Source organism: Chryseobacterium sp. R2ACT005 (assembly GCF_049949215.1).
Lineage (GTDB): Bacteria > Bacteroidota > Bacteroidia > Flavobacteriales > Weeksellaceae > Chryseobacterium.
The window spans coordinates 4,565,538-4,588,910 of the sequence record NZ_CP188192.1; the positions used below are offsets into that span (position 1 = coordinate 4,565,538).

General features: G+C 38.1%; 19 protein-coding genes. 7 read left to right on the forward strand and 12 right to left on the reverse strand.

Annotated elements, in window-relative coordinates:
• Nucleotides 1-8 precede the first annotated feature (8 nt).
• The 5 genes from ACPF63_RS20910 to hflX all read right to left on the reverse strand — a co-directional run bounded on the left by ACPF63_RS20910 (nt 9) and on the right by hflX (nt 4,711).
• Complete coding sequence (locus tag ACPF63_RS20910) at nt 9-677, reverse strand: hypothetical protein (RefSeq protein WP_426481168.1); 669 nt, start codon at nt 675-677, stop codon at nt 9-11.
• A gap of 134 nt (nt 678-811) precedes the next feature.
• Nucleotides 812-1,528 carry a DNA alkylation repair protein gene (locus ACPF63_RS20915; protein WP_426481169.1) on the reverse strand — a complete coding sequence of 239 codons (717 nt, stop codon included), beginning with the start codon at nt 1,526-1,528 and terminating at the stop codon, nt 812-814.
• A gap of 13 nt (nt 1,529-1,541) precedes the next feature.
• Nucleotides 1,542-2,828 (reverse strand): cation:proton antiporter, encoded by a 1,287-nt coding sequence (locus ACPF63_RS20920; RefSeq protein WP_426481170.1) that lies wholly within the window; start codon nt 2,826-2,828, stop codon nt 1,542-1,544.
• 21 nt (nt 2,829-2,849) lie between these two features.
• Nucleotides 2,850-3,485, reverse strand: coding sequence for a DUF4919 domain-containing protein (locus ACPF63_RS20925; RefSeq protein ID WP_426481171.1), 636 nt, complete (start codon nt 3,483-3,485; stop codon nt 2,850-2,852).
• A complete protein-coding gene (hflX, locus tag ACPF63_RS20930; protein WP_426481172.1) occupies nt 3,485-4,711 on the reverse strand; it encodes a GTPase HflX in 1,227 nt (408 codons plus the stop codon). Before hflX ends, ACPF63_RS20925 begins: the two co-directional genes overlap by 1 nt.
• A gap of 193 nt (nt 4,712-4,904) precedes the next feature.
• Here hflX and ACPF63_RS20935 point away from each other — a divergent pair, with 193 nt between their 5' ends.
• The 4 genes from ACPF63_RS20935 to ACPF63_RS20950 all read left to right on the forward strand — a co-directional run bounded on the left by ACPF63_RS20935 (nt 4,905) and on the right by ACPF63_RS20950 (nt 9,203).
• A complete protein-coding gene (locus ACPF63_RS20935; protein ID WP_228408587.1) occupies nt 4,905-5,612 on the forward strand; it encodes a LytR/AlgR family response regulator transcription factor in 708 nt (235 codons plus the stop codon).
• Between the two features lie 162 nt (nt 5,613-5,774).
• Nucleotides 5,775-6,248 (forward strand): T9SS type A sorting domain-containing protein, encoded by a 474-nt coding sequence (locus ACPF63_RS20940; RefSeq protein ID WP_077413337.1) that lies wholly within the window; start codon nt 5,775-5,777, stop codon nt 6,246-6,248.
• Nucleotides 6,249-6,254: 6 nt separating this feature from the next.
• A complete protein-coding gene (locus ACPF63_RS20945; RefSeq protein WP_426481173.1) occupies nt 6,255-8,777 on the forward strand; it encodes a beta strand repeat-containing protein in 2,523 nt (840 codons plus the stop codon).
• 6 nt (nt 8,778-8,783) lie between these two features.
• Nucleotides 8,784-9,203 carry a hypothetical protein gene (locus ACPF63_RS20950; protein ID WP_426481174.1) on the forward strand — a complete coding sequence of 140 codons (420 nt, stop codon included), beginning with the start codon at nt 8,784-8,786 and terminating at the stop codon, nt 9,201-9,203.
• An 88-nt stretch (nt 9,204-9,291) separates the two neighbouring features.
• Here ACPF63_RS20950 and ACPF63_RS20955 read toward each other — a convergent pair whose 3' ends face one another.
• On the reverse strand, nt 9,292-9,726 hold the full coding sequence (locus ACPF63_RS20955) for an META domain-containing protein (RefSeq protein ID WP_426481175.1): 435 nt from the start codon (nt 9,724-9,726) through the stop codon (nt 9,292-9,294).
• A gap of 86 nt (nt 9,727-9,812) precedes the next feature.
• Here ACPF63_RS20955 and ACPF63_RS20960 point away from each other — a divergent pair, with 86 nt between their 5' ends.
• The 3 genes from ACPF63_RS20960 (at nt 9,813) to ACPF63_RS20970 (ending at nt 13,935) form a co-directional block, all read left to right on the forward strand.
• Entirely contained in the window at nt 9,813-12,017 is a 2,205-nt protein-coding gene (locus tag ACPF63_RS20960) for a S46 family peptidase (RefSeq protein ID WP_426481176.1), read from the forward strand.
• A gap of 81 nt (nt 12,018-12,098) precedes the next feature.
• On the forward strand, nt 12,099-12,575 hold the full coding sequence (locus tag ACPF63_RS20965; protein ID WP_426481177.1) for a DUF1905 domain-containing protein: 477 nt from the start codon (nt 12,099-12,101) through the stop codon (nt 12,573-12,575).
• Nucleotides 12,576-12,708: 133 nt separating this feature from the next.
• Entirely contained in the window at nt 12,709-13,935 is a 1,227-nt protein-coding gene (locus ACPF63_RS20970) for a spondin domain-containing protein (RefSeq protein ID WP_426481178.1), read from the forward strand.
• Nucleotides 13,936-14,054: 119 nt separating this feature from the next.
• Here ACPF63_RS20970 and ACPF63_RS20975 read toward each other — a convergent pair whose 3' ends face one another.
• The 6 genes from ACPF63_RS20975 to ACPF63_RS21000 all read right to left on the reverse strand — a co-directional run bounded on the left by ACPF63_RS20975 (nt 14,055) and on the right by ACPF63_RS21000 (nt 23,224).
• Nucleotides 14,055-17,162: an amino acid adenylation domain-containing protein gene (locus tag ACPF63_RS20975; RefSeq protein WP_426481179.1), complete on the reverse strand. Its 3,108-nt coding sequence runs from the start codon at nt 17,160-17,162 to the stop codon at nt 14,055-14,057.
• 455 nt (nt 17,163-17,617) lie between these two features.
• Nucleotides 17,618-19,153 (reverse strand): YifB family Mg chelatase-like AAA ATPase, encoded by a 1,536-nt coding sequence (locus tag ACPF63_RS20980; RefSeq protein ID WP_426481180.1) that lies wholly within the window; start codon nt 19,151-19,153, stop codon nt 17,618-17,620.
• Between the two features lie 425 nt (nt 19,154-19,578).
• A complete protein-coding gene (locus tag ACPF63_RS20985; RefSeq protein ID WP_426481181.1) occupies nt 19,579-20,541 on the reverse strand; it encodes a T9SS type A sorting domain-containing protein in 963 nt (320 codons plus the stop codon).
• A 41-nt stretch (nt 20,542-20,582) separates the two neighbouring features.
• The gene (locus tag ACPF63_RS20990; RefSeq protein ID WP_426481182.1) at nt 20,583-21,983 is read right to left on the reverse strand and encodes an outer membrane beta-barrel protein; all 1,401 of its coding nucleotides are present in this window, start codon (nt 21,981-21,983) and stop codon (nt 20,583-20,585) included.
• The gene (locus ACPF63_RS20995) at nt 21,976-22,542 is read right to left on the reverse strand and encodes an RNA polymerase sigma factor (RefSeq protein ID WP_077413328.1); all 567 of its coding nucleotides are present in this window, start codon (nt 22,540-22,542) and stop codon (nt 21,976-21,978) included. The genes ACPF63_RS20990 and ACPF63_RS20995 overlap by 8 nt, the downstream gene beginning before the upstream one ends.
• 103 nt (nt 22,543-22,645) lie before the next feature.
• Entirely contained in the window at nt 22,646-23,224 is a 579-nt protein-coding gene (locus tag ACPF63_RS21000) for a DUF4840 domain-containing protein (RefSeq protein ID WP_180564914.1), read from the reverse strand.
• Nucleotides 23,225-23,373 lie beyond the last annotated feature (149 nt).

Below are 23,373 nucleotides of genomic sequence, written 5' to 3' on the forward strand. Positions count from 1 at the left end.
TTAGAAATTTATTGAAAAAGAATTGTGTTTTGTATTTGTTTTTTCTGAAGAATCAGATCCAGAATATCAGCTTCCAGTTTGAGTGCTTTTTTATTGGGAGAAAGCACATACGTATTGTTCGTTTGTGATTTCACTGTACTTTCGAACTGCATAATGGAAGTATATCTGGCATTGTTAAAAACTTCCTTATCCGTCTTGCTCATTTTGTTGTAATCTTCTTTGAAGGTATTGACCTTATTTCTTGCGAATGTCTTTTTCTCAAGATTTTGACTGTACACTTGTGTTGGAACCATTTTGCCCAATATATTCTGAGCTTTAAGTTTTTCCAGACCGGTATTAATGTTTTCAATCTTTTTGAAATTACAGCTCAGTTTGACAATATAATTATCAAAATCCATGGATGTTTTTACGTTGCTGATTCCGGGAGTTCCTTTAAAAATTTTTGCTGCTTCATTAATTTTATTTTCAATGTCAGTCTTTTTGGGAACCTTTTTCCCGTTAATGGTTTCCATTTTTGAGATGGATGCCAGTCTTGTCTTGCTTTTGCTGGCATTCAATATAATTGTATACTCTCCCGTTCCGTCAGCCTTCACATTCACCTTATCAAGAATATCAAAACAGCTTGTCAGGAATAATAAAGGTACAAATAGAAGAAATAATCTGAGAAAATTTTTCATGATTGGGTTTAAAGGCACAAAATTACTCAATTCTGACCTTAAATCCTTACAATCTTTAATTTTTTGAGCATAAATAGCTGTTTTCCGGTACTTTTTCAGGACAGGAAACTACACTACTATTGATTTTATTCTTTTTAAATACGCCCTTTCAGATAATCCTGGCGAAGATCTTCATCCAGCTTTTCAATAGCATACCGAAGACAGGTTCTCGGCATTTCTCTGTAATGCAAATTCAGATAGCTGATCAATTCTCCTTCATTCTTATTTCCCATTTCGCGTAACAGCCATCCGTTTGCTTTATGCATCAGATCGTGAGGATGCTTCAGGTTTCTGGTTACGAACTCCTTAGTAAGATCAAATGATCCCTTTTTTATATAATGCATCGTCCCGACAACAGCTACTCTTTTGTGCCACATTTCTTCAGACTCAGAAAGTTCTCTAAGAAGGTTTTCTTTCTGATTTTCAAAAGCATATCTGCCCAAAATCTTATAACAGCTTGAATCTACCAGATCCCAATTGTTGACATGAGAAAGATGATTAAGATAAAATGCAACCACTTCTTCTTTTACAGCTTTGTCTTTTGTTTTTTCAAACTTTGAAATCAGCATAAAAAGCGCTGTCAGCCTATGTTCATGGTATTTGGAAGAGATTAATGTACTGAGTTCTTCCAAATTTATTTTCGGATAATATTCTTTGGCAACAGAACGCTGATCCGGAACTTTTACGCCCAGAAATAAATCGCCTTCACCGTATTCTCCTTTTCCGGTTTTGAAAAACTTTGGAAAGAATTCTGCCTTTTCAGGAATGGATAGAACAGCCAGTGCTTCCTGTATTTCTTTAACAATGCTCATAGTATAAGCGTTTTTAAGCTTTTTCTTCTAAGGCAATATTCTCCTGCTCTTCCTCTTCTTTTGCAATCTTATTGGGGTTGGCTACCTTGGCAATGGTAAGCCCCTGAACGATGATCGAAAAGACTACTACACAGTACGTAATACTTAAAATAATCTCACTGTATTCACTTTTAGGAATAGACATTGCCAACGCAATGGAAACTCCACCCCTGATTCCTCCCCAAACCAGAACTTTTACGGTCTGCGGGCTGAAACTTCTTCTTAAAGAGGTAAACTTCGTAGGACCCCAGATAGAAATAAATCTTGCAAGCAGCACTACGATAATTGCCAGGAATCCAGGAATCATAAAATGCCTCAGATCTTTTATCATCAAGAGTTCAAATCCGATGAACAGGAATAATACGGCATTCAGAATTTCATCAATCAATTCCCAGAATTTGATCAGATAATCCTGAGTAACCGATTTCATTTTAAAACTTCTGTTGAAGTTCCCCATAAACAATCCAGCTGCCACCATAGTCAGCGGCCCTGAAATATGCATTTGTCTTGCAATAAGATAACCTCCCATCACTACAGAAAGCGTTACTAATACGGAAATAATATAGTCATCCACTTCACGCATCAATCTTGAAGTAACCCATCCTAACAGAACCCCAAGTAAAAGCCCTCCTCCGGCTTCTTTAAGCAAAAGCAATCCGATAGTTTCAACACTCAGATCCACTTCTTTCCCGACTGCCAGCTGTAAAATCACTGTAAAGACCACAACCGCCATACCGTCATTGAAGAGAGACTCTCCGGCTACTTTTGTTTCCAGTGATTTTGAGACATTCGCCTGTTTCAGTACACTCAGAACTGCTACCGGATCGGTAGGTGAAATCAGAGCACCAAAAACAAGACAGTAGATAAAAGGAAGCTTAACACCTACATACGGAAGCAGATAAAACATTCCAAATCCTACCACAAAAGTAGAAATCACAACTCCCACTGTGGAAAATATCACTACAGGTCTGAACTGTTCTTTCAGATCATTAATATTAATATGAATTCCTCCTGCAAAGAGTAGGAAATTAAGCATTGCTCCCATCAACACCTCTGTAAAGTCGATACCGTTCATAAGGTTGTGAAGATGTCCGAAAGTTCTCGGAAGTACTGTTTCTCCAAACATTACCAGAAAAATAGACACCACAATGGCGATCACCATAATTCCGATGGTACTTGGAAGTTTTAAAAACCTGTAATTGAGATAGGCGAATATTGATGCTAATACGATTAATGCTGAAAATGAATAATATAATTCCACTAAGTGTTTTTTATTTTATGATTAATTGGTGAGTTCCAAATAGAGTATTTTAATATAGAGCTGCTGCCCCTCTTTTTCCCAAACATCAAACATGCCATCCTTAGCAGGTTTTGAGCTTCTTGTATAATCCTTTCCTATATTCAGAATATTCAGCAGAATATATTCATCTCCTACAGAATTGACGATATAGGCTGTTTTTTCCGATTTTCCGTCTCCTGAAACTTTTATTCCTTCCGTAAGCGAACGAAACTGATTCAGATGATGCATAAAATTGCTGCCATCCTTCACAGAATCATATGCTCTGAGAAGGATCAGCAAAATATCCAGGTTCGTAGGATCTTTATCATACAAGGTTTTTCCCTGCTTGATACAGTCTGCAAAATTGTTCTGCTTAAAGGCTTCAGCAAGATTTTTAAAGCTATCGTCTGACGTACTTACTTTATCTTTTCTGAAATTTCTTCCATAGTAAAGATATTGTGACTCTATGCTGTCCAAAGATTTTGGATATCCTTTATATTTAAAAATAAGCTTCTCATAATTGTAAGGAGAATCAGAATTTTTAAGACTTTTCTCAACAGCTTTTAAATCAAGTTTTGATTTCTGGCTGAAACCAAAAACCGAACACATGATGAATAAAAGGAAAAAGTGATATTTCATTAATTGTTTCTTTCTTCTTCCTCGTCGTTATCGAAATATTCGAAAAGGAAATCGTTGTAAGGAAATCTGGAAATATGGATTTTCATCACCTCATCGTAAATCATTTTCTTCATTTCCGGAAAGTTTTCCTTCGTTAAAGCAGAAATGAATACCGTTGGATATTTTGATTTCCCCATCCATGTTTTCTTCCACTCTTCCAGCGAAATATTTTTACGGGTTGAAGGGGTAAGATCGTCTTCATCCTTTTTCTCATAGCTGAAATCGTCAATCTTATTGAAAATCATAATCATTGGTTTCTGATGAGCATTGATTTCCATCAGAATATGATTTACAGATTCTATATGATCCTCAAAACTCTCGTGCGAAATATCCACTACATGAATCAAAAGATCAGCTTCACGAACCTCATCCAGAGTAGACTTGAATGATTCTACCAGCTGAGTAGGTAATTTTCTGATAAATCCTACCGTATCCGTAAGCAGGAATGGTAAGTTTCCGATCACCACTTTTCTTACTGTGGTATCCAGCGTGGCAAATAGTTTATTTTCTGCAAAAACCTCAGATTTTGAAATAGAATTCATCAAAGTAGATTTTCCAACGTTGGTATATCCTACCAAAGCTGCACGAACTACTTTCCCACGGTTATTACGCTGAGTTGCCATCTGTTTGTCGATTGTCTTCAGCTTCTCCTTCAGCAAAGTAATTCTGTCACGGATAATACGACGGTCAGTTTCAATTTCCGTTTCTCCGGGACCTCTCATTCCAATTCCCCCTTTTTGACGCTCAAGGTGAGTCCACATTCTCGTCAATCGTGGCAAAAGATATTGATATTGTGCTAGTTCCACCTGAGTTCTCGCATAAGAAGTCTGAGCTCTCTGGGCAAAAATATCAAGAATAAGATTGGTACGGTCCAAAATCTTAACCTCCATATCTCTTTCCAGATTTTTAAGCTGTGAAGGAGAAAGTTCGTCATCGAAAATTACAGTTCCTATCTCGTTTTCTTTTACATATTCTTTTATCTCAATTGCTTTTCCACTTCCGATAAAGGTTTTGGAATCCGGCTGAGTCAGTTTTTGGGTAAAACGCTTTTGTACGGTTGCTCCGGCTGTGAAAGCTAAAAACTCAAGTTCATCTAAATACTCTGTCAGTTTTTCTTCGTCTTGATTTTGGGTAATAACACCCACTAAGACCGCTTTCTCATAGTTATGTTCTTTCTTTTCTAACATTAAGTTCTATCTATGTTTATGATTTTTACAAGTTAATATTTTTCAGAAAAAAAACAAAATCAATTTTTATTTAATAACATATTTTAATATAAATTTAAGTTTGCCAGTAAAAGTTTTATAAAAAATCAATAACTTTATGTAATAATTTTCTGATTTTTAAATATTTAAATCAAAAACTAATCTCCGGAATATCATGATTACCCATATTAGATGTATGATTATTGATGATGATGAACTGGACAGACTGGTTCTTCAGCATTATATCAGACAATATCAAAACATTGAAATTGTCGCCTCTTTTGATTCTGCAGAAAAGGCAATTCCCTATCTTGACATTCCTGCTGATCTTCTGATTATCGAGACTAATTTGCGGGGTATGAACGGACTTGAATTCCGGAGGCTGGCCCATAAGATCCCTGCCTGTATTTTTGTAAGTTCCCATCCTGAGCTGGCTGCCGGAGCTTTTGAGATCAGTACTTTAGATTTTATCACCAAACCCCTTACCGCAGAACGCTTTCATTATTCTATGGAGAAGCTTTTTGATTTTTTTGAAGTGAAAGAAAAATGTGAATGCTATGATGCCATGGTAGGAGAAAACTGCATCAAAATAAAAGAAGGAGGACATATTTTTCAGATTAAAATGAAAGACATTCTATATCTGGAAGCTCTGAAAGATTACACCAGAATTATCACTCTTGAAAAAAATCACTGTATTTTAAATTCTCTGGGAAACCTCCTGCAAAAAAATTTTTTTGATTCTTTTGTCAGAATTCACAGAAGCTACGCGGTACCACGTCACCTTATCCGTGGAAAAAGCTGTCATGAGATAGAACTTGCCCATCATATCAAACTTCCTATCGGCAGAACTTATAAGGATAATCTTTCTTTTTTTCATCCTTAAAAAAAGCCCAACAAACATTCCATCATAATTCACAAAATGCCATTGGTCGATTATTTCTGTCGTTGGTCTATTTTCCTGTCATTTGATTAAGATAGGTGGTAATTTAGTCTTCCCAAATTCCCCCAGAAAAAACACATCTATTAATCACCAAAACTGTTATCCATGGAAAGAATATCTATTTATTGTATTATTCTGTCTGTCTTTTCCATCTCCATACTGCACGCACAATCTGCAGTTTTGGCAACCGGACTGGATGCTTCAGCAGCTAATGGTTTTGTTTCTTACAGTGTAGGCCAGATGACCTACCTCGAAAAAGGAACAGGACAGGTTCTCGAAGGCGTACAACAGCCTTACGAAATTATCACTCTTACTTCCCTTGAAACTTCTTCTGAACTCACAGGCATTTTGCTCTACCCCAATCCTTTCAGAGATTATCTGTATTTAGATTTTACCTCAAATAATTTTAAAGGATCAGAGTATCAGTTATTTGATGCCCAAGGTAAGCTGGTAAAAAAAGATAAGATTTCACAATCAAAATCTGAGCTTAATTTCTCCTCACTTCCTTCTGCGATGTATATCATCAGGATCACTCAAAATGGAGAAAACATTAAAACATTTAAAATCATCAAAAAATAAAATGCCATGAAAAAAATATTATTACTGTTCTGGACCCTGACTGGTTTCTTTATGGGACTTTCTCAGGCTCCGGAAAAAATGAGCTACCAAGCTGTCATGAGAAACGGTTCCGGACAACTCTTAGTCAATCAAGGTATAGCCGTGAAAGTAAGTATATTGCAGGGATCTCCTGCCGGCGCTGCAGTCTATTCAGAAAGGCTCACCGGAAATACCAATGCCAATGGGCTTATCAGCCTTGAAATAGGAACAGGAACTGTGCTTACAGGAACATTTGCCACTATCGACTGGCCCACAGGAAGCTATTATTTAAAAACAGAAACTGACCCTGCCGGAGGAACCAGCTACACGATAGTAGGAACGAGCCAGCTGCTGAGTGTTCCCTATGCTATGTATGCCAAATCTGCAGGTGGCGGAGGCGGAAGCTTCGCTATTCCCTATACTAATACAGTCAATAATGCCACAACCTTATTTTCATTAACCAATGATGGTGATGGAACATCTTTAGAGGGTAACAACAATACAACTACGTCAAATATTGCAGCAGTAAGAGGAGTTGTTACCAATACATCTCCGGGAGGATTTTCTTCAGCAGTTCGTGGTATCAATAACGGAACCGGAGGATTAGGCGTGGGTGTATATGGAAGCCAGGCCGGAAGCGGATGGGGAGTATATGGCGTGACCCCAAATGGACTAGGCGTATATGGTAATGCCAGTGCTGCCGGAACCGGGGTTTATGCCAACAGCAATACAGGAACCGGTCTTACTGCTACCAGTAATAACGGAATCCCTGCGAGTATTTCAATCTTCAATAATGCGAATAATAATGTTGCTCTTAATGCATCCAGCGTAGGAAATGGTACCGTTGTAAATGTTACGACCTCAGGAAACGGAGCTGGAGTAAGAAGTTCTACCGGAGCAGGATTTGGGGTACAAGGAATAACTTCTGCACAGACATCTGCGGGTGTTGTAGGAGACAACAACGGCGGCGGTGAAGCGGTAGTGGGTAGAACAACCAGTGATATTGCCGGAGCAGTAGTAGGACGTAATGACGGAGGTGGATATGGGGTGAGAGGTTTTGTAGCTACCAATACATCCGGAACCGGTATCGGTGTTTACGGACAGGTGGGCTTAAATAACAGTACAGGTCGTGCCGGAAGATTTGAAAATTTTAACCAAACGAATACTACAGGAAATACTTTCGAGGTAGAAACCAATGGAAATGGAAACATTCCGGACAACACCCAGGGAAATGCAGCCTCTTTTCTGGTTGACAACACCAATAGTGTTGGTGCTGCAGTAAGAGGGGAAGTAAACACGATTTTCGGAAACTTTGGTGCCGCCGCTATTTTTGGGATTTCTTCCGGTACGGGAGGACGTGCCGGCTTATTTTATGCATCAAACCCTGCAGGAAACGGAGCTTCATTAATTGCCCTTACCGACGGGAACGGAAATGCGATCACCGCCAATGCAGGCAAAGACGGAAACGGAATTGAAACCAACATTGATGGCGCTGGAAATGCTCTCTATGCATGGGTTCCTACATTTGCTACCGGAAGAGCCGGAAGGTTTAACATCTTCAATGAGAATAATACCAGCGATGTTATAACCGTAACCACTGTAGGAAACGGTATTGCAGGAAATTTTAAAGTAGACCGAACCACAGGAACTTCAGCGGCAGTGAGAGGAGAAGTTAACTCTCAATTTGCCAATTTCGGAACAGCGGGTATCTATGGGATATCTTCAGGAACCGGAGGTTTCGGCGGATTATTCCATGCTTCCAATCCTGCAGGAAACGGACCCGCTTTAATTGCCATTGCAGATGGTAATGGTAACGGTATAACAGCTAATGCATCCAACACAGGGGATGGTGTAGAAACCACAGCAGACGGCACAGGAAGTGCTATTTATGCATGGATTCCTAATTTTGGAACAGGCCGCGCCGCAAGGTTCGTTAATTATAACACCTCCAATACCAATCCTCCTCTTACAGCAGAAACCCGAAGTGCCGGTTCTATTGCTGTATTCAGATCCGGCAATCCCAGTGCTGTAAATGTGGCTCGTATTGACAATACCGGACGGGGATTCTTTAATGGAGGAACTCAAAGCAGCGGTGCTGACGTTGCAGAGGTCTTTGATGTCAATGGAAACATTTCTCAGTACGAACCCGGTGATATTCTAGTCATCTCAACCAGTGCAGACAGAACCGTTGAAAAATCTTCAACACCTTATTCTAGCCTTGTGGCAGGAGTATATGCTACCAAACCCGGTGTACTTCTTACGGAGGAACATATTGACACTGATATTTCCAATAAAGCCCCCATGGGCGTCATTGGGGTAATTCCTACCAAAGTATGTCTTGAGAATGGGAAAATAAAAAGAGGAGACCTTTTGGTAACTTCATCTAAAACAGGTGTTGCAATGAAAGCAGATATCAAAAAGGTGAAAATAGGACAGGTAATCGGAAAAGCACTTCAGGATTATGACCAAAAAGAGATTGGAAAAATTCAAGTATTAGTCAACATAAAATAAACCGTCATGAAAATAGCATATATTATCCCATTATTATTTTTAAGCAGTATTATCTATGCTCAGGAAAATAAAAAAGCGGCTCCGATAGAGGAAGATCAAACACTGATTGTAAAACAGGCACAGGAACAACAGGCAAAACTAATGCAGGAAGCTAAGGAAAACAATGAAAAGAAAACTGTAAACTCAGGTCTTGTTACTGATCAAGGACTTGAAGTAAAAAAACAGGATTCCAAGCCCAAAGCAGCTGCAGATAATTCAGGAAAACTTCTTCCTAATACAGCAAGTCTTGAAGACCTAAAAAAAACAATCCCAAACAGACAGGCATCTCACAATACTATAAATTCTAGGAACACAAAAATGACAGTTACCGGGCTGCCTAACACAGCAACCCTGGAAGACATAAAAAAAACAATTCCCAAAAACTAATAACCGCAAAAAGCTGATAACCAAACTAGATTTTTCAAACAAAGAAGTCCGCTGCAAGGCGGACTTTTATATTATGATATGGGTATTATTAATCCCAATCAGCAGCTACAAATTTCATTGTATTTCCTTGATCATCGAACAAGGTAAGAAAATGTCCTTCAATAGAATACTTAGTCATCGTTTCAATTTTTTTCTGAAAAGAGGCTTCAAGATTCATATCCTGACAGGCTTTCATGGTACTTACTCCATTTGAAATCTTTACTTTTCCTCCTTTTTTAAATTCAGAAACAAAAGACATCTGGTTACATCCCATATAGGCATTCCCTTGAATTTTATTGTCAACCATACTGGCTGTCAGATTCATTTCAGCTTTATTAGCAATCAACTGTTCTTTTGAAAAACCATCAAAAGAAATCAACATCCACTGCCTTTGAAGGGAAGGATTTTTATCCGGCACTGAGGAACAATTTAAAACAAGTCCTAAAAATAAAACTGCAAAAATTGATGAGAGTATCTTTTTCATGCGGATTATCATCCCATTTTCATACCAATCCGGGACAGAATCTCGTAAAAATTAGTAAATTAGCGACACAAAAATTATTTTATAAAATGAAAAGACTATTTCTACTATTCACTTTCTTACTGGGCTTTGCTCAGATGAGGGCGGATGAGGGGATGTGGCTGCTAATGCTCATCAAAAGACTTAACGGTGTTGATATGCAAAAAGAGGGTCTACACCTTACGCCTGAAGAAATTTATTCTGTAAACAATTCAAGTTTAAAAGATGCTATCGTAAGTTTCGGTGGTTTCTGTACAGGTGAGATTGTTTCGGATAAAGGACTTATATTTACAAACCACCACTGTGGTTACGGTGCTGTTGCTGCGGCTTCTACACCAGAAAAAGATTATTTGAAGAACGGTTTCTGGGCTATGAAACAGAAAGACGAATTCAATGCAAAGGATCTTTATGTAAGATTTTTAGTGAGAATGGATGATGCTACGCAGAGAATCACTTCTAAACTAAACAACAATATGACCGGAGCAGAGAGAAAAGCTGTTATTGATGCTGAAACAAAAGCAATTCAAACAGAAAACTCTGAGAACGGAAAATATACTGTAGTGGTAAGAGATTTTTTTAATGGAAATGAATTCTACTATTTCGTATATCAGGATTATAAAGACATCAGATTAGTAGGTGCTCCTCCTTCCTCATTAGGGAAATTCGGGGGAGATACAGATAACTGGGAATGGCCAAGACATACAGCAGACTTCACTGTTTTCAGAGTATATGCTGATGCTGCAGGAAATCCTGCTGAATATTCTCCAAGCAATACTCCTTTAAAGCCTAAACATTTCCTTCCGGTTTCTCTTAAGGGAATTAAACCTGGTGATTTCTCAATGATCCTAGGTTACCCTGGAAGAACAAACCGTTACCTGACTTCTTACGGAATTCAGCAAATGGTAACTAAAGATTATCCGGCTTGGGTTGAAGCTTCTAAACTTGCCATGGATGTAATGAAAAAGTACATGGATAAGGATAAAGCAACTCAGCTTAACTATGCTTCTCAATATGCTTCTGTAGCTAACTACTGGAAAAACAGACAGGGAACTATTGATGCTGTAGAGAAAAACGGAACAATCACTGACAAACAAAAAACCGAGGAGGTCTTCAAAAAATGGTCTATGATGCCTGGAAATGAAGATTATGATGGTATTTTAGAAGATATTGGAATGTATTACAAGCAAGTTTCTGAAAGAAATGTTGAAAGAAATTATGCTTCTCAGTTCTCAAGAAATGCGAAATATATTTCTCTTGCTTTGCAGGTAGGCTCTGTACTGAAGACTTATGCAGCTCAGGATATGCAGGGAAGACTGGCAATGAAAGCTAAAACTGAAGCGGCTATCAAAGCGGCTTATGAAAACTTCAATCCATCTTTAGAAGGTGAAATGCTTGCATCTATGGCAGGGCTTTACCAGACAAGAGTTAAAAATCCTGAGGTTGCTTCTGCTACTATTTTAGGATTGGATGCTAAAACAGCTTCTAATTTAGCTTATTCTTCAATCTTTGCCAACAAGGCTTCTGCCACAAACTTCCTATTGAACCCGGATGCATTGAAACTTGATGCTGATCCGCTTTGGAAAGCCGCTAACGGTATTGTTGCTGATCAAAAAATGAGCAATGAGAGATTTGTGAAAGTAGATGATAATTTTGCTAAAAAGAACCGTCTATTCTTAGCTGGATTAATGAAGGCTATGCCTGAGAAAAAATTCTACCCGGATGCTAACTCTACCATGAGATTAACTTACGGTACTGTAGATAAATTACCTATCAGAAATGACAGAAACTATTTTGGTATTACGGATAACTATTACACAGATATGACTGGTCTTGTTGGAAAATACAAGAAAGGAGATGAAGAGTTTGATCTTCCTCAAAGAGTAATTGACCTTTACAACCTTAAAGATTTCGGTCAGTATGCTGATGCAGCAGGGTATATGCCTGTAAACTTCCTTTCTAACAATGATATTACAGGTGGTAACTCTGGTTCTCCGGTAATTGATGGAGACGGAAACCTTATCGGTATTGCTTTCGACGGTAACAGTGAAGCATTAAGCGGTGATATCGTATTCGAACAGGAATGGCAGAAAACAATCAACGTAGACGTTCGTTTCGTTCTTTGGACAATTGATAAGTTTGCTGGTGCAAGAAGATTAGTAGATGAATTGAAGCTTGTAAGAGGTGAAAACACTCCAGCTGATACAAAAACTAAAAACTCAGGTACTACAACAATGCCTAAGAAAGCTAAAAAATAATAATCTTATTTGATTTATTTTTGAAACCGTGAAATTTACTTTCACGGTTTTTTTTATTTTTGATTATTAAAATCTTTCATCATGAATCCTCAAATGATCAAATTTTCAGCTATTATTCAGCAAAACGGAGAGATGAACGCTGCGTTTGTAGAGTTTCCTTTTTCTACAGAAGAACTGTTTAATAAAAAAGGGCTGGTAAAGATTAAAGCTATATTTGATGACAATGTTGAATATCGTGGAAGCCTTGCCAAAATGAAATCAGACTGTCATATTTTAGGCCTTACACAGGAGATCAGGAAGCAGCTTGGGAAAACTTTCGGGGATGAGGTTTCCGTTTCTCTTACTGAGGACAAAGAAGAGAGGATCGTTGAAATTGCCGATGATATCGTCTCTGTCTTTAATGAGAATCCGGACGCAAAAAGTCTGTTTGACAAAATGAGCTACACGCACAAAAAAGAATACATCCGCTGGATTGAAGAAGCCAAAAAACCGGAAACAAGAGAAAACAGGAAGATAAAAATGATTCAGATGATTCTGGATGGAAAAAAAGGAATATAATTTACCCTACTTTTCATTCTCAGAAACTATACATTGAAAAAAAATTGAATTAAGAAAATATTTTTTGTCAGGATCTCAAAAAGTAGCCGACTATAGTTACAAATACCATTTATAACTATAAAAAATTACTTTTATGAACAAGTTTATTTTCAGAACATCAGTTTTAGCAGCGGCCACTCTAGCGGCACTCACCCTTTCTTCATGCAGTGATTCAAATGACGACATGATGACGGACATGGCTTTTCAAAGAACAATTACCTTTGAAAATGTGGTAACGCCTAAAGATTTTGTAGAAAGCGGAAGTTTTCAGGGAATGGGAACTGCTCCTATTATTTCGCCCGGACAATCTGTTTCTGTTACATTCAGCGCAGGAAAAACACAAGCGTTAATGTTTGCTACAATGTATGGAGCTTCAAAAGACTGGTTTTTTGCCTCCCAACAGCCGGGTATCAAACTGTTTGACACCAATGGAAATGCAATTACCGGAGATGTTTCTTCAAGCGTACGGCTATGGGATAACGGAACTAAAGATGATACCACAGGACAGGTTGAAAGTAAACCCATCATGCAGGTTCCTAATGTAAACACTTCACAGCTTATGAAGCTCAGTCTGGCTTACAATGATGTAACTTCGGAATTTACCCTCACCATTACCAATACATCTGGCGGAACTGCCAACGAGACTCCTTTTTCTCCCGGAGTATGGGCTGTTTCCAACTACAATGGTTCTCAGCTGCTGAACAGTGCCCCGTTCTTTACTCCTAATGCTTTATCAAATCCTGAAATCACAGATATTGCTCAAATGGGGAATATCAGTAAAATGATGACTCAACTGAATGCCAATACCGGAATTATGACAGGGCTTTCTCCTGCATTGATTGTTGTTTACCGTGGTGATAAAAATCCAATGTATGAATTGGGTAAAACAGATAACGGAATGGGACTGAAAGACATTGCCCAGTTTGGAAATGTAGCCAAACTTCAAAACAGTTTAAAATCTTTACCCAATGTAAAAGGTGTATATGTTGCCGGGAATGCTCCTGTAGCACCGGGAAGTAAGGTAACAACAAATTTCAATGCTGAACCGGGTGATAAAATTGCCTATGCAACAATGTTTGGTTTCTCCAATGACTGGTTCTATGCCAATGAACAAAGCATTGATGCCAACACCAAGGGAGACATCAGTTCAAAAACCTCATTATTTGATTCCGGAACAGGTATTGACCAATATCCTGGAGCTGGAAATCATCAGGCATTATTTGGAGGAACACCACAAATTGAAAGTAAGATCATTTCCAAAGTAGGAACCCAGTATCCTGTTCCTGCTGTTCAGAATGTAATTAAAGTAACCATCAATTAATCTTCAAATAAAGAAAAGGTCAGACGATATGAATGTCTGATTTTTAAATTGTAGTAAAACAAGAATAAGCATTATAAAGCCCAAGCAGAATCTGTTTGGGCTTTTTCAATTATTAAATACTATTCAACCGGAATTCCCAGATATTTTAAATAGGAATCCAGTATTTTTTTATCAAATACCGGTTCCTGAATATCTGAACCCTCCAGAAACTGAATCACATTGGAACAATCCCATACATAAGTATTCTGATAAAGCTCTACGGTGGATAGCCCTTCATGCATATTGTCCCTGAAAAGGCTTGTCAGTGGATACAACCGATTTTTACTGTCATCTTCCCATTGTTTTCGCCATTCTTTATAAGGAAGATCTTTCAGGGTGAAAGGATAATACTTTTTCATGAGTCCGAAGAATCCTTCCAGCGTAAGATTGGTTTCCGGGCGGGCAATCAGGTTGAATTTCTTACCTATTGCCTCTTTATTTTTTGTGATATGAGCCATAGATTTCGTCATATAATCTACTGTGATAAGACCTTCCCTAAGTTCAGTCAATGCAGGATAAGATTTGAATTCTATACAGTTTTTCACCAATCCGGACCACCATTGATAGGAAGCGCTTGCTCCTGTTTCACTGTGGCACATTGCATATCCAAGACGATAAGTAATCAATGGAAGCCCTTCTTTTGCAGCCAGATCTGCTACTGCCTCCATTACCCACTTGCTTCTCACATAACCAATGTCTTTGCTTACAGACATTAAATTCTGTTCAATATCATCAGACTCCAGCATCACCGTTTTTCCTGTAAACACATGTCCCCAGCTGTATACCGAAATGGTGGATAACAAAGCAAGACATTTGGTCCTTTCTGCTCCGGCCAATTTGATGATCTCTCTTAACCCTTCTACATTTGGAGCTTTCATGTAAGAATAAGGCTCAATGAAGTTTACGGAACTTCCGGAATGGTAAATCAGATCGGTCTGTTTTGCCAGTTTTGAGAATATTTCTTCTGACAGTCCCAAAGCCGGCAATGCCAGATCTCCGAGGACCGGAATAATTCTCGATTTCTGCTCTTCTTTCTGAGGAATTTTATATTGTTTAAAACACCTCTCTATCTTTTCCATCGCATGAAATTGATCCTGAGCTCTTACAAGGCAGTAAATATCAGCATTTGTAGTATCCAGAAGCTCCTGCAAAAGATGAATTCCTACAAATCCTGTAACTCCCGTTAAAAATATGGTCGTTGGATTTTCCACCTGCTTAGGATCAAATCCACCCGCAAAAACAGTTCCGGGAGCGAGATAAACATCTTTCTGCAATTCAACATAAGGTTCTACATCTTCCATGGGAACAGCCTCTCTTGTTGCTTTGGATCTTGCTATAAGAACTTCCGACAGCTCCTGCAACACCGGAAACTGATAAATATCCCGCAGATACACTTTTATATCCAGCTTTCTTTGCAATGCCACAGCAACTGTTGCTACTAACAGAGAGTTTCCACCGATATCAAAGAAATTATCTGTAATATTAATAACAGGCCTTTCCAGTGCTGAAGACCAGATATCAACAATAATCCGTTCTGTCTCATTGGTTGGCGGCTCAAATGAAATAAGTTCTTTCGCTTCTTTATCTGCCAGATCTTTTAAAGCCTGAGTATCTGTTTTTCCATTTGCCGTCAACGGAATTTTATCTATAAAAATAATCTGGGCAGGAATCATATAACCCGGAAGTTCTTCTTTCAAAGTATTTCGGACTGACGAAACATCTTTTGCCGCATCAGGCTTTAATACAATAAAAGCAATCAGATATTTGGTGCTTCCTTCCGTATCTTTGCTAATGACCACGGCTTCTCTGATATCTTTCTGCTGAACCAGCGTGCGTTCTATTTCTCCAAGTTCAACCCGGAATCCACGAATTTTCACCTGATTATCTATTCTCCCAAGAAATTCAATATCACCGTCCGGTTTCCATTTGGCCAGATCTCCTGTACGATAAAGCTTTTCTTTTTCATTGAATGGGTTGGGAATGAATTTGGAGTCTGTAAGTTCTTTATTATTAAGATATCCATCTGCTAAAATATTTCCTCCAATACACAGTTCTCCCACAGCTCCTATTGGTAATAACTCTCTATTTTCACCTAAAATATAGGCTTTTGCATTAGCAATGGGTTTCCCTATTGAAGAGACATATTTTCCATTGATATCTTTCACTTTTTTAAATGTTGCAAATACGGTACATTCCGTAGGTCCGTAATAGTCTATCAGTTCGTAGCTTAATTCTGTAGTAAGTACAGGCTTCAGTTTTTCACCTCCGGTAAAGAGATATTTCAACTTCAGATCATTATAATTCCGAGAGTAATTAACTACACCCGGCGCTAAAACAGAAGGCACAAAACCGTGTGTAATCTGATTTCTCCTATAGTAATCTACCAATGCATGAGTGTCTGTTCTGTCTTCATTAACTGCAATAAAAAGAGTTGCACCGGAAGTAAGGGCAGACCAGGTTTCCCATACAGATATATCAAATGCCAATCCTGCTACGAGGGTCAGTTTTGAACTGTGATCCACGTGAAAATGATGATTGTGCCAGGTTACCAGGTGCTGTATAGCCTGATGACTTACCATTACCCCTTTCGGTTTTCCGGTAGAGCCTGAAGTATAAATTGTATATGCCAGACTATTCTGGTGAATTATAATTTCCGGATACTCAGAAGGTAGATGATTAAGATTCTCCATGCTGCTCAGATCAAATACTTTTGTTCTTTCAGTTTCGGATAAAAGGTTTTCAAGATTTTGATTGGTTATAATAATATCAGTGGCGGTATCCGAAAGAATAAATTCTACTCTTTTAGCAGGATAAGCAGGATCTATAGGAACATATGCTGCTCCAGTTTTGATCACGCCAAGAACAGCAGCAACCCATTCTAAAGAACGGTCCAGCCAGACAGGAACATACTTACCTTCTTTGATTCCATAGCTCAATAACAGATTGGCAATCTGATTACTTTTCTCATCTAAATCACGATACGTGATCTCCTGATCCTGATAAACAACGGCTGTTTTATCGGGATGAAGGAGTGCCTGTTTTCGGAAAAGAGACTCTAATGTTTCTTCATGATGATAGTCCCAGCCGGTTTTATTGAATCCGTTTAACAATTTTTCTCTGTCTTCAGGCGACAGTAATACAGCTGTACCTATTGATAAGGTTTCTAATGAGGGAATTGTGTTTGACATAATAATAATTTGATTTGGTTTAAAAATTTGTAATTAATGGCTTCGGCCCTATTCTAAGTTGATTTTAGACTCTATGAAATAAGGAAACAACCAGACATAAGGCATAACCACAGCTTATTTACTAAATGTGTTTGCTTAATAGTTTAAAAAACTGAATGACATAAAGCCTTAAGCGATCCACTCAGAGAGCAGAACCGTAAACAGCGTTCAAACGTTATTTATTGAATCGGAAAGAAGAAAAACAGATTATATATTCTTCAGAAACGAGAGGTAAGTTTTTATTCAGTGTTTAAAAATTTGATTTCCATAATGTAATATTTTTAATAATTTGGCAATCAAATTTAACATAATATTTTAACCTATGCGTTACATAATTACTATGTTTATTCCAGAGAGTCGAATTAAACTTATGAAAATATCTTTTATATTTATTTTAAAATCAATTAAATATAAAACTAACCATTCCAAAATTCACGATCAAGGCTTCTGTATTGTATGGCTTCAGAAATATGATGAGACAGGATATTCTCTGATCCTTCAAGGTCAGCAACTGTTCTGGCGACTTTCAGTATTCTGTCATATGCTCTTGCCGAAAGATTTAGTTTCTCCATTGCCAATTTGATGAGACCGAAAGAAGTTTCATCCAACTCACAAAAGGCTTCAATTTCCTTAGGCCCTATTTGAGCATTACTGCTGATATTGAGGCTTTGATATCTTTTATTCTGAATATCTCTTGCTTTCAGGACACGTTCCCGGATGTTTTCGCTCATTTCTCCTTTTCTTTTTTCGGAAAGCTGTTCAAACTCTACCTTCTGAACTTCAATATGAATATCAATCCTATCCAGAAGCGGCCCTGAAAGTTTATTCATATAGCGCTGCATTTCATAAGCAGATGAGGTATTATTAGGATCATCGGGAAAGAAGCCGCTTGGGCTGGGATTCATAGAGGCTACCAACATGAAGCTTGCCGGATAGTTTACTGTAAACCGTGCTCTTGAAATTGTTACTTCACGATCTTCCAAAGGCTGCCTCATCACTTCCAGCACGGTTCTCTTAAATTCGGGCATTTCATCCAGAAATAACACTCCGTTATGAGCCAGGGAAATCTCTCCGGGCTGCGGATAACTTCCACCTCCTACCAAAGCAACATCAGAAATAGTATGATGCGGAGATCTGAAGGGACGAACGGTCATCAATGATGCTTCAGTTCCTATTTTTCCGGCTACGGAATGAATTTTTGTTGTTTCTAAAGCTTCTTTCAGGGTCAATGGAGGTAAAATACTGGGAATCCTTTTAGCCAGCATGGTCTTTCCGCTTCCTGGCGGACCGATCAAAATGATATTATGTCCGCCTGCAGCTGCGACTTCCATCGCTCTTTTGGCTGTTTCCTGACCTTTAACTTCGGAGAAATCAAAAGGAAAATCGTTGATTCTCTCATGAAACTCTTTTCTGGTGTCCAATATCATTTTTTCAAGCGGTTTTCCTTCATTAAAGAAATCAATAACTTCTCTGATATTTTCTACCCCATATACGTCAAGATCATTGACAATGGAGGCTTCTCTGGCATTTTGTTTGGGGAGAATAATTCCTTGAAAGCCTTCTTCTCTTGCCTGAATAGCGATGGGCAAAACACCTTTGATGGGCTGCAGGCTTCCGTCGAGAGAAAGCTCGCCCATAATAACATAATGTTCAATTTCCTCAGCCAAAATCTGATCTGAAGCCGCTAAAATACCAATGGCAATACTCAGATCATAGGCAGAACCTTCTTTTCTGAGATCCGCCGGAGCCATATTGATGGTGATTTTCTTTCCGGGAATTTTATATCCTACATTTTTCAGTGCGGCAGAGATTCTATAACTGCTTTCTTTAATCGCATTATCAGGAAGACCCACCAGATGGTATCCTACTCCACCGGTATCTACATTCACTTCAATTGTTATTGTCTGTGCAGCCACTCCATGAATGGCACTTCCATAAATTTTGATCAGCATGGTGTGTTTTTGAAGTAAAAATAATGAATATACTATTTTGAAAATCTGATGTTTACATGAATGATATTCTAGTCAGAAAGGGATATTTAAAAAGATATTAAGAAAAACTCAAAATAAAAAAATCGGCACAAAAAATTGTACCGATCCAACCATTATTAAAAACTAACGAAAGAGATTATTTCATCTGAATTCCGGATAAAATGCCAAATGTGAGTCAGGAAGCCGGATGCCGGAAAGAGAGAATTCCTTTTTTGGGGGGGGTAATTATGACGTCATTAGATTAACAAGGATGAAATTTTATCTATTGAGCGTAAAGTATTAAAATAAATTACTCTAGTTCTTCTTCAATACAAGAAACATCCCTCCTCTGACATCCAATCTTCCTTCCCACAATCAAAATTTTAACACATTCAGACTATGTAATCTTATTTCTTTATAAATCTATTTTTATATTCTTTTCCATCTGCGCTTTTAGAAACAATGATATAGTTTCCTGGCACGAGCTGACTTACATCAATCGCCTGATTATACCTGTGGTCATTTTTCTTTAGAACAAGTTTTCCGGACATGTCTATAATGGTAACTTCCTTATAGATTTTGTCTGATTCTTTTCCGATATAAAGATGCTGCGCTGTAGGATTGGGATAGATTTTCAGATTATTATCTTTAGTCTTCACCTCTCCTGTTCCCAGATTGGTGCAGAAATCCCAATTTCCGAAATTCACTTCCACAAAGGCAAACGGATCCAGCATCTGGCATTGATCCGGGCAATATTCTGTACAGGCATAAAAGCCATATTTTCCGGAACTTGTCGCAACATATGTATCTCCTATCACTCCAGGAATGATGCAGGGATCTCCCGGCAACGCAGGATTACTGCTTGGTACACATCTGAACCAGGTATGTTTGCCATATACAACAGGAAATATATTATCAAATTGTACAGATGCTCCATTACATACATTCACGGTTCCCATATTTTCCTGATAGGTTCCGGGAGTATAAGTTGTCATCATAGCCGGAAGACCATATACAAATCCATCAGCAAATACTGCCGGGCTTTCTGCTGTACAATCCCCATCTGTAACGACTACTTTAAAATAATTCAGCTGGTCATTACCACTAACGGTTAACTGCTGCGATGTAGCTCCCTGAATGCCCACCCAAGGGTTGTTGTTGGGTGTCTGCCAGGTCCATTCCTGTTTGTACCACTGATAGCTTCCATAGGTCTGTGTGGTAGAAATTATTTCATCTTCCACATCGCAGAACAAAATTGTTCCCGGATATTTCTGTCCAAGTCTCGGACTGGTAATGGTAGGGGTACACTGTGCTTTTATATCCAGAATGCTGAATAGTAAAAACACTAAAAAAATTAGTTTTGTTTTCATATATAATAATTAAGTTTGGTTTTGTTTTAAAATCCCCAACATTAATCCAGCAGCACTCTGATCCCGAATTTCATGTTAAAATGAAATGGTTTCTCTTTATAAATGGTATTAGGAGCATTTTCTTCCTTAAAATGATATCCTATTCCCGGTTCAGCATAAATTCCGACTTTGTCTATGACCTTCAGCTGAAATCCTACCGCAGTGTTAACCGAAAACTGAAAAGGTTTTGGTTCCACACGCTCTTTTGAGGATTCCTTTATTTCATCATTCACCACATAAGTTGTTGTGATATTTCCTGCTATAGGTTTTTCAATAAGCGCTCCGCCTGTAACATATCCTGTAAACCTCCCTTTCTGAATGATATTATAATTGACCTGCACCGGAATTCCTATATAATGAACCGTCTGATCTCCTTTAATATAATTGTTCTCCGTTCCTGAATGCAATTCAGAAGAAAGTTTCGTATAATTCAGTCCTGTTCCTATTCCCCATCTTTTTCCTAAATTGTAGTAAAGAGACAATCCAAATGTAACAGGCACCTTATGTCTGATTCTTGCTTCAACCGGCTGACTTTGATTTGCCAGAAATATAGCTGTCAGAGGATCATCATGATATTCAGAAGTACTCCAGACCTGCTCAACATTCATTGCTTTTCCAGTGATGGAAGCATATCCCGGAAACTGCTGTTCTGCAGAGTTGGAAGCAACATTTCCTGTAAGCATACTCAGCATCCACGACTTTTTGTCACGGGATTTTTTGGTGGTATGTTTTGTATTCTCTGCATACACTTCTTTTAATTCTTCCTGTTTGAAAAGAACCTCATCAGGGGTCTTCTCTATGGCCGGTTCTTTTACTGTATCATCGGTATGAGATACTTTCTGAGCGATCTTACTCTCCTGATGAAAAGGCTCCATTACAGCTGGAAGTTTGATGATTTCATGAATATCCTGAATATTCCCTACTTCATTTTTTTCTTCAGTATTAAAATATTTCTGTCCTGACTTTTTCTCCGGACCACCTGCTTTTGATATTTTTTCAGCTAAAAAAGGCACTGTTCCGGATTTCACTTCATCACTTGAGAGATGTTCAGTTTCCAGAGGTTTTAAAGAATTCTTTTCCTTTTCTTTTTTCACATCTGCCGGTTTCTGAGACAGGGTTTTACCTGTGTCATTCTGTGGCAGGAGTTTCGTCAGTAAAAAGAGCAGTGCAATGGCAGCTGCAATACCTCCGAGACGATAGAATAACGTTTTTTTTCCTGCACCGGTTCCCTTCTCTTTCTTGTTTTTTCCTCCTTCATGAATTTCTGGGATAAACCCGGGAATACTGCTGTTTTCTTCCCCGGAAAATAGTTCATCTTTGATGTCATCCCACAATCCTTCCGGAACGTCCTCTTCATGGTCATCCATTCTGCTTCGCAGGTTATTTAGCCATTCATTATTCATATTGTGCTTTTTTTGACATTTTAAATTCTTTTATTTTCTGAACAAGCAGTCCTTTTGCACGGTGAAACTGAGATGCAGAAGAATTTTCTGCAATTCCCAGCAGTCCGGCAATCTCCTTATGGCTTTTTTTCTCAAATACAAACAGGTTAAAAACAGTTCTGTACCCTTCAGGAAGCGCTCTTATCATCATCATAATATCATCACGCGGAACCTCTTCAAAGTCCGGTTCTTCTTCATTAGGAATATCCGGAAGATCATCCACTTCCACCGCAGAATTAAAATCTCCTTTCTGTTTGATATGTTTCAAAGATTCATTGACAGCAATACGGGTCATCCAGGCTTTCAAAGACCCACTTCCTCTGTATTCAAAAGATTCTATCGAACGGAACATTTTGATAAAACTGTTCTGAAGTATATCATGAACATCTTCTTTTTCAGCTACATAACGGGAGCAGACATAAGCCAGATTTCCGGAATAAGCTCCAAAAAGCTCTTTCCAGGCAGCCTCCTCCTTCTTCAGAAGGTGCTTTACCAAAATCTGTTCTTTACTTTCTTCCATATACTGCTGCCTCCGTATCCACTGGGATGTTATAAAACTGTCAAGCAAAAATAGATTGCATCTTAATAATAAAGCGCAATCCATTGATGATAATATCTATTAATTAATTTTTTATACAGAATGGAAAATTATAATCAATCACCTCATAAGGGGTAATCAATGTACCATCTACTGTAATTTTTTCTGCTGTTACAGCATACCTCAGCGTCTGGTCCAATCCTACATAATATCCTTTTTGTTTCGCTACAAATTCTACAACGGTCTTTTTATTCACTCCGTCTACAGGGATCTGAAGTTCCATAGCCTTAGGAGCAAATGTAAGTTCTATCACATTATTCGCAGTATTAATTACTGCAGCATACTTAAGGTCATACTTCACTTTTCCCATTGATTTCAATGCGGTTTCTGCTTTTGCAGGATTTTTCACCACAGTTTTTACAATTTCTTCTATTGGAAATTCAGCAAACGAGATTGTATCTTTTTTTACTTTAAATTCTTTTATTCCTTCTCTTTTGCTATTTCCCTGCACAATAACCAGCTTACCTTTGTAGTTTCCTTTTAAGTCTTCCATTTTTACAGGAGGTATGTCCGGACCATCATTATCATTACAAGAGGATAAAGTAAATCCTACTAAAACCATTAAAACTGTTATAAAAAATCGGGGTACTGTCAATCTTTTCATTGCATTACTTTTTTCGTTAAACATTAATTATTTTCGAGTACTCATCTATATAAATCCTACTTTTCAAAAATCTTGCATCTATTTTTGAAAAAAAGATAAAATTTTTCATAAATCACTGATTTAATGAGTGTAAAATTTCATCACTCCTG

What these genes read in the sequence shown, in the direction of transcription:
- hflX (WP_426481172.1), bottom strand. Translation starts at nt 4,711, where the DNA reads ATGTTAGAAAAGAAAGAACATAACTATGAGAAAGCGGTCTTAGTGGGT.
- ACPF63_RS20995 (WP_077413328.1), bottom strand. Translation starts at nt 22,542, where the DNA reads ATGGAAGAAAGTAAAGAACAGATTTTGGTAAAGCACCTTCTGAAGAAG.
- ACPF63_RS20975 (WP_426481179.1), bottom strand. Translation starts at nt 17,162, where the DNA reads ATGTCAAACACAATTCCCTCATTAGAAACCTTATCAATAGGTACAGCT.
- ACPF63_RS20960 (WP_426481176.1), top strand. Translation starts at nt 9,813, where the DNA reads ATGAAAAGACTATTTCTACTATTCACTTTCTTACTGGGCTTTGCTCAG.
- ACPF63_RS20955 (WP_426481175.1), bottom strand. Translation starts at nt 9,726, where the DNA reads ATGAAAAAGATACTCTCATCAATTTTTGCAGTTTTATTTTTAGGACTT.
- ACPF63_RS20910 (WP_426481168.1), bottom strand. Translation starts at nt 677, where the DNA reads ATGAAAAATTTTCTCAGATTATTTCTTCTATTTGTACCTTTATTATTC.
- ACPF63_RS20945 (WP_426481173.1), top strand. Translation starts at nt 6,255, where the DNA reads ATGAAAAAAATATTATTACTGTTCTGGACCCTGACTGGTTTCTTTATG.
- ACPF63_RS20940 (WP_077413337.1), top strand. Translation starts at nt 5,775, where the DNA reads ATGGAAAGAATATCTATTTATTGTATTATTCTGTCTGTCTTTTCCATC.
- ACPF63_RS20925 (WP_426481171.1), bottom strand. Translation starts at nt 3,485, where the DNA reads ATGAAATATCACTTTTTCCTTTTATTCATCATGTGTTCGGTTTTTGGT.
- ACPF63_RS20980 (WP_426481180.1), bottom strand. Translation starts at nt 19,153, where the DNA reads ATGCTGATCAAAATTTATGGAAGTGCCATTCATGGAGTGGCTGCACAG.
- ACPF63_RS20950 (WP_426481174.1), top strand. Translation starts at nt 8,784, where the DNA reads ATGAAAATAGCATATATTATCCCATTATTATTTTTAAGCAGTATTATC.
- ACPF63_RS20965 (WP_426481177.1), top strand. Translation starts at nt 12,099, where the DNA reads ATGAATCCTCAAATGATCAAATTTTCAGCTATTATTCAGCAAAACGGA.
- ACPF63_RS20985 (WP_426481181.1), bottom strand. Translation starts at nt 20,541, where the DNA reads ATGAAAACAAAACTAATTTTTTTAGTGTTTTTACTATTCAGCATTCTG.
- ACPF63_RS20935 (WP_228408587.1), top strand. Translation starts at nt 4,905, where the DNA reads ATGATTACCCATATTAGATGTATGATTATTGATGATGATGAACTGGAC.
- ACPF63_RS20990 (WP_426481182.1), bottom strand. Translation starts at nt 21,983, where the DNA reads ATGAATAATGAATGGCTAAATAACCTGCGAAGCAGAATGGATGACCAT.
- ACPF63_RS20970 (WP_426481178.1), top strand. Translation starts at nt 12,709, where the DNA reads ATGAACAAGTTTATTTTCAGAACATCAGTTTTAGCAGCGGCCACTCTA.
- ACPF63_RS20915 (WP_426481169.1), bottom strand. Translation starts at nt 1,528, where the DNA reads ATGAGCATTGTTAAAGAAATACAGGAAGCACTGGCTGTTCTATCCATT.
- ACPF63_RS21000 (WP_180564914.1), bottom strand. Translation starts at nt 23,224, where the DNA reads ATGAAAAGATTGACAGTACCCCGATTTTTTATAACAGTTTTAATGGTT.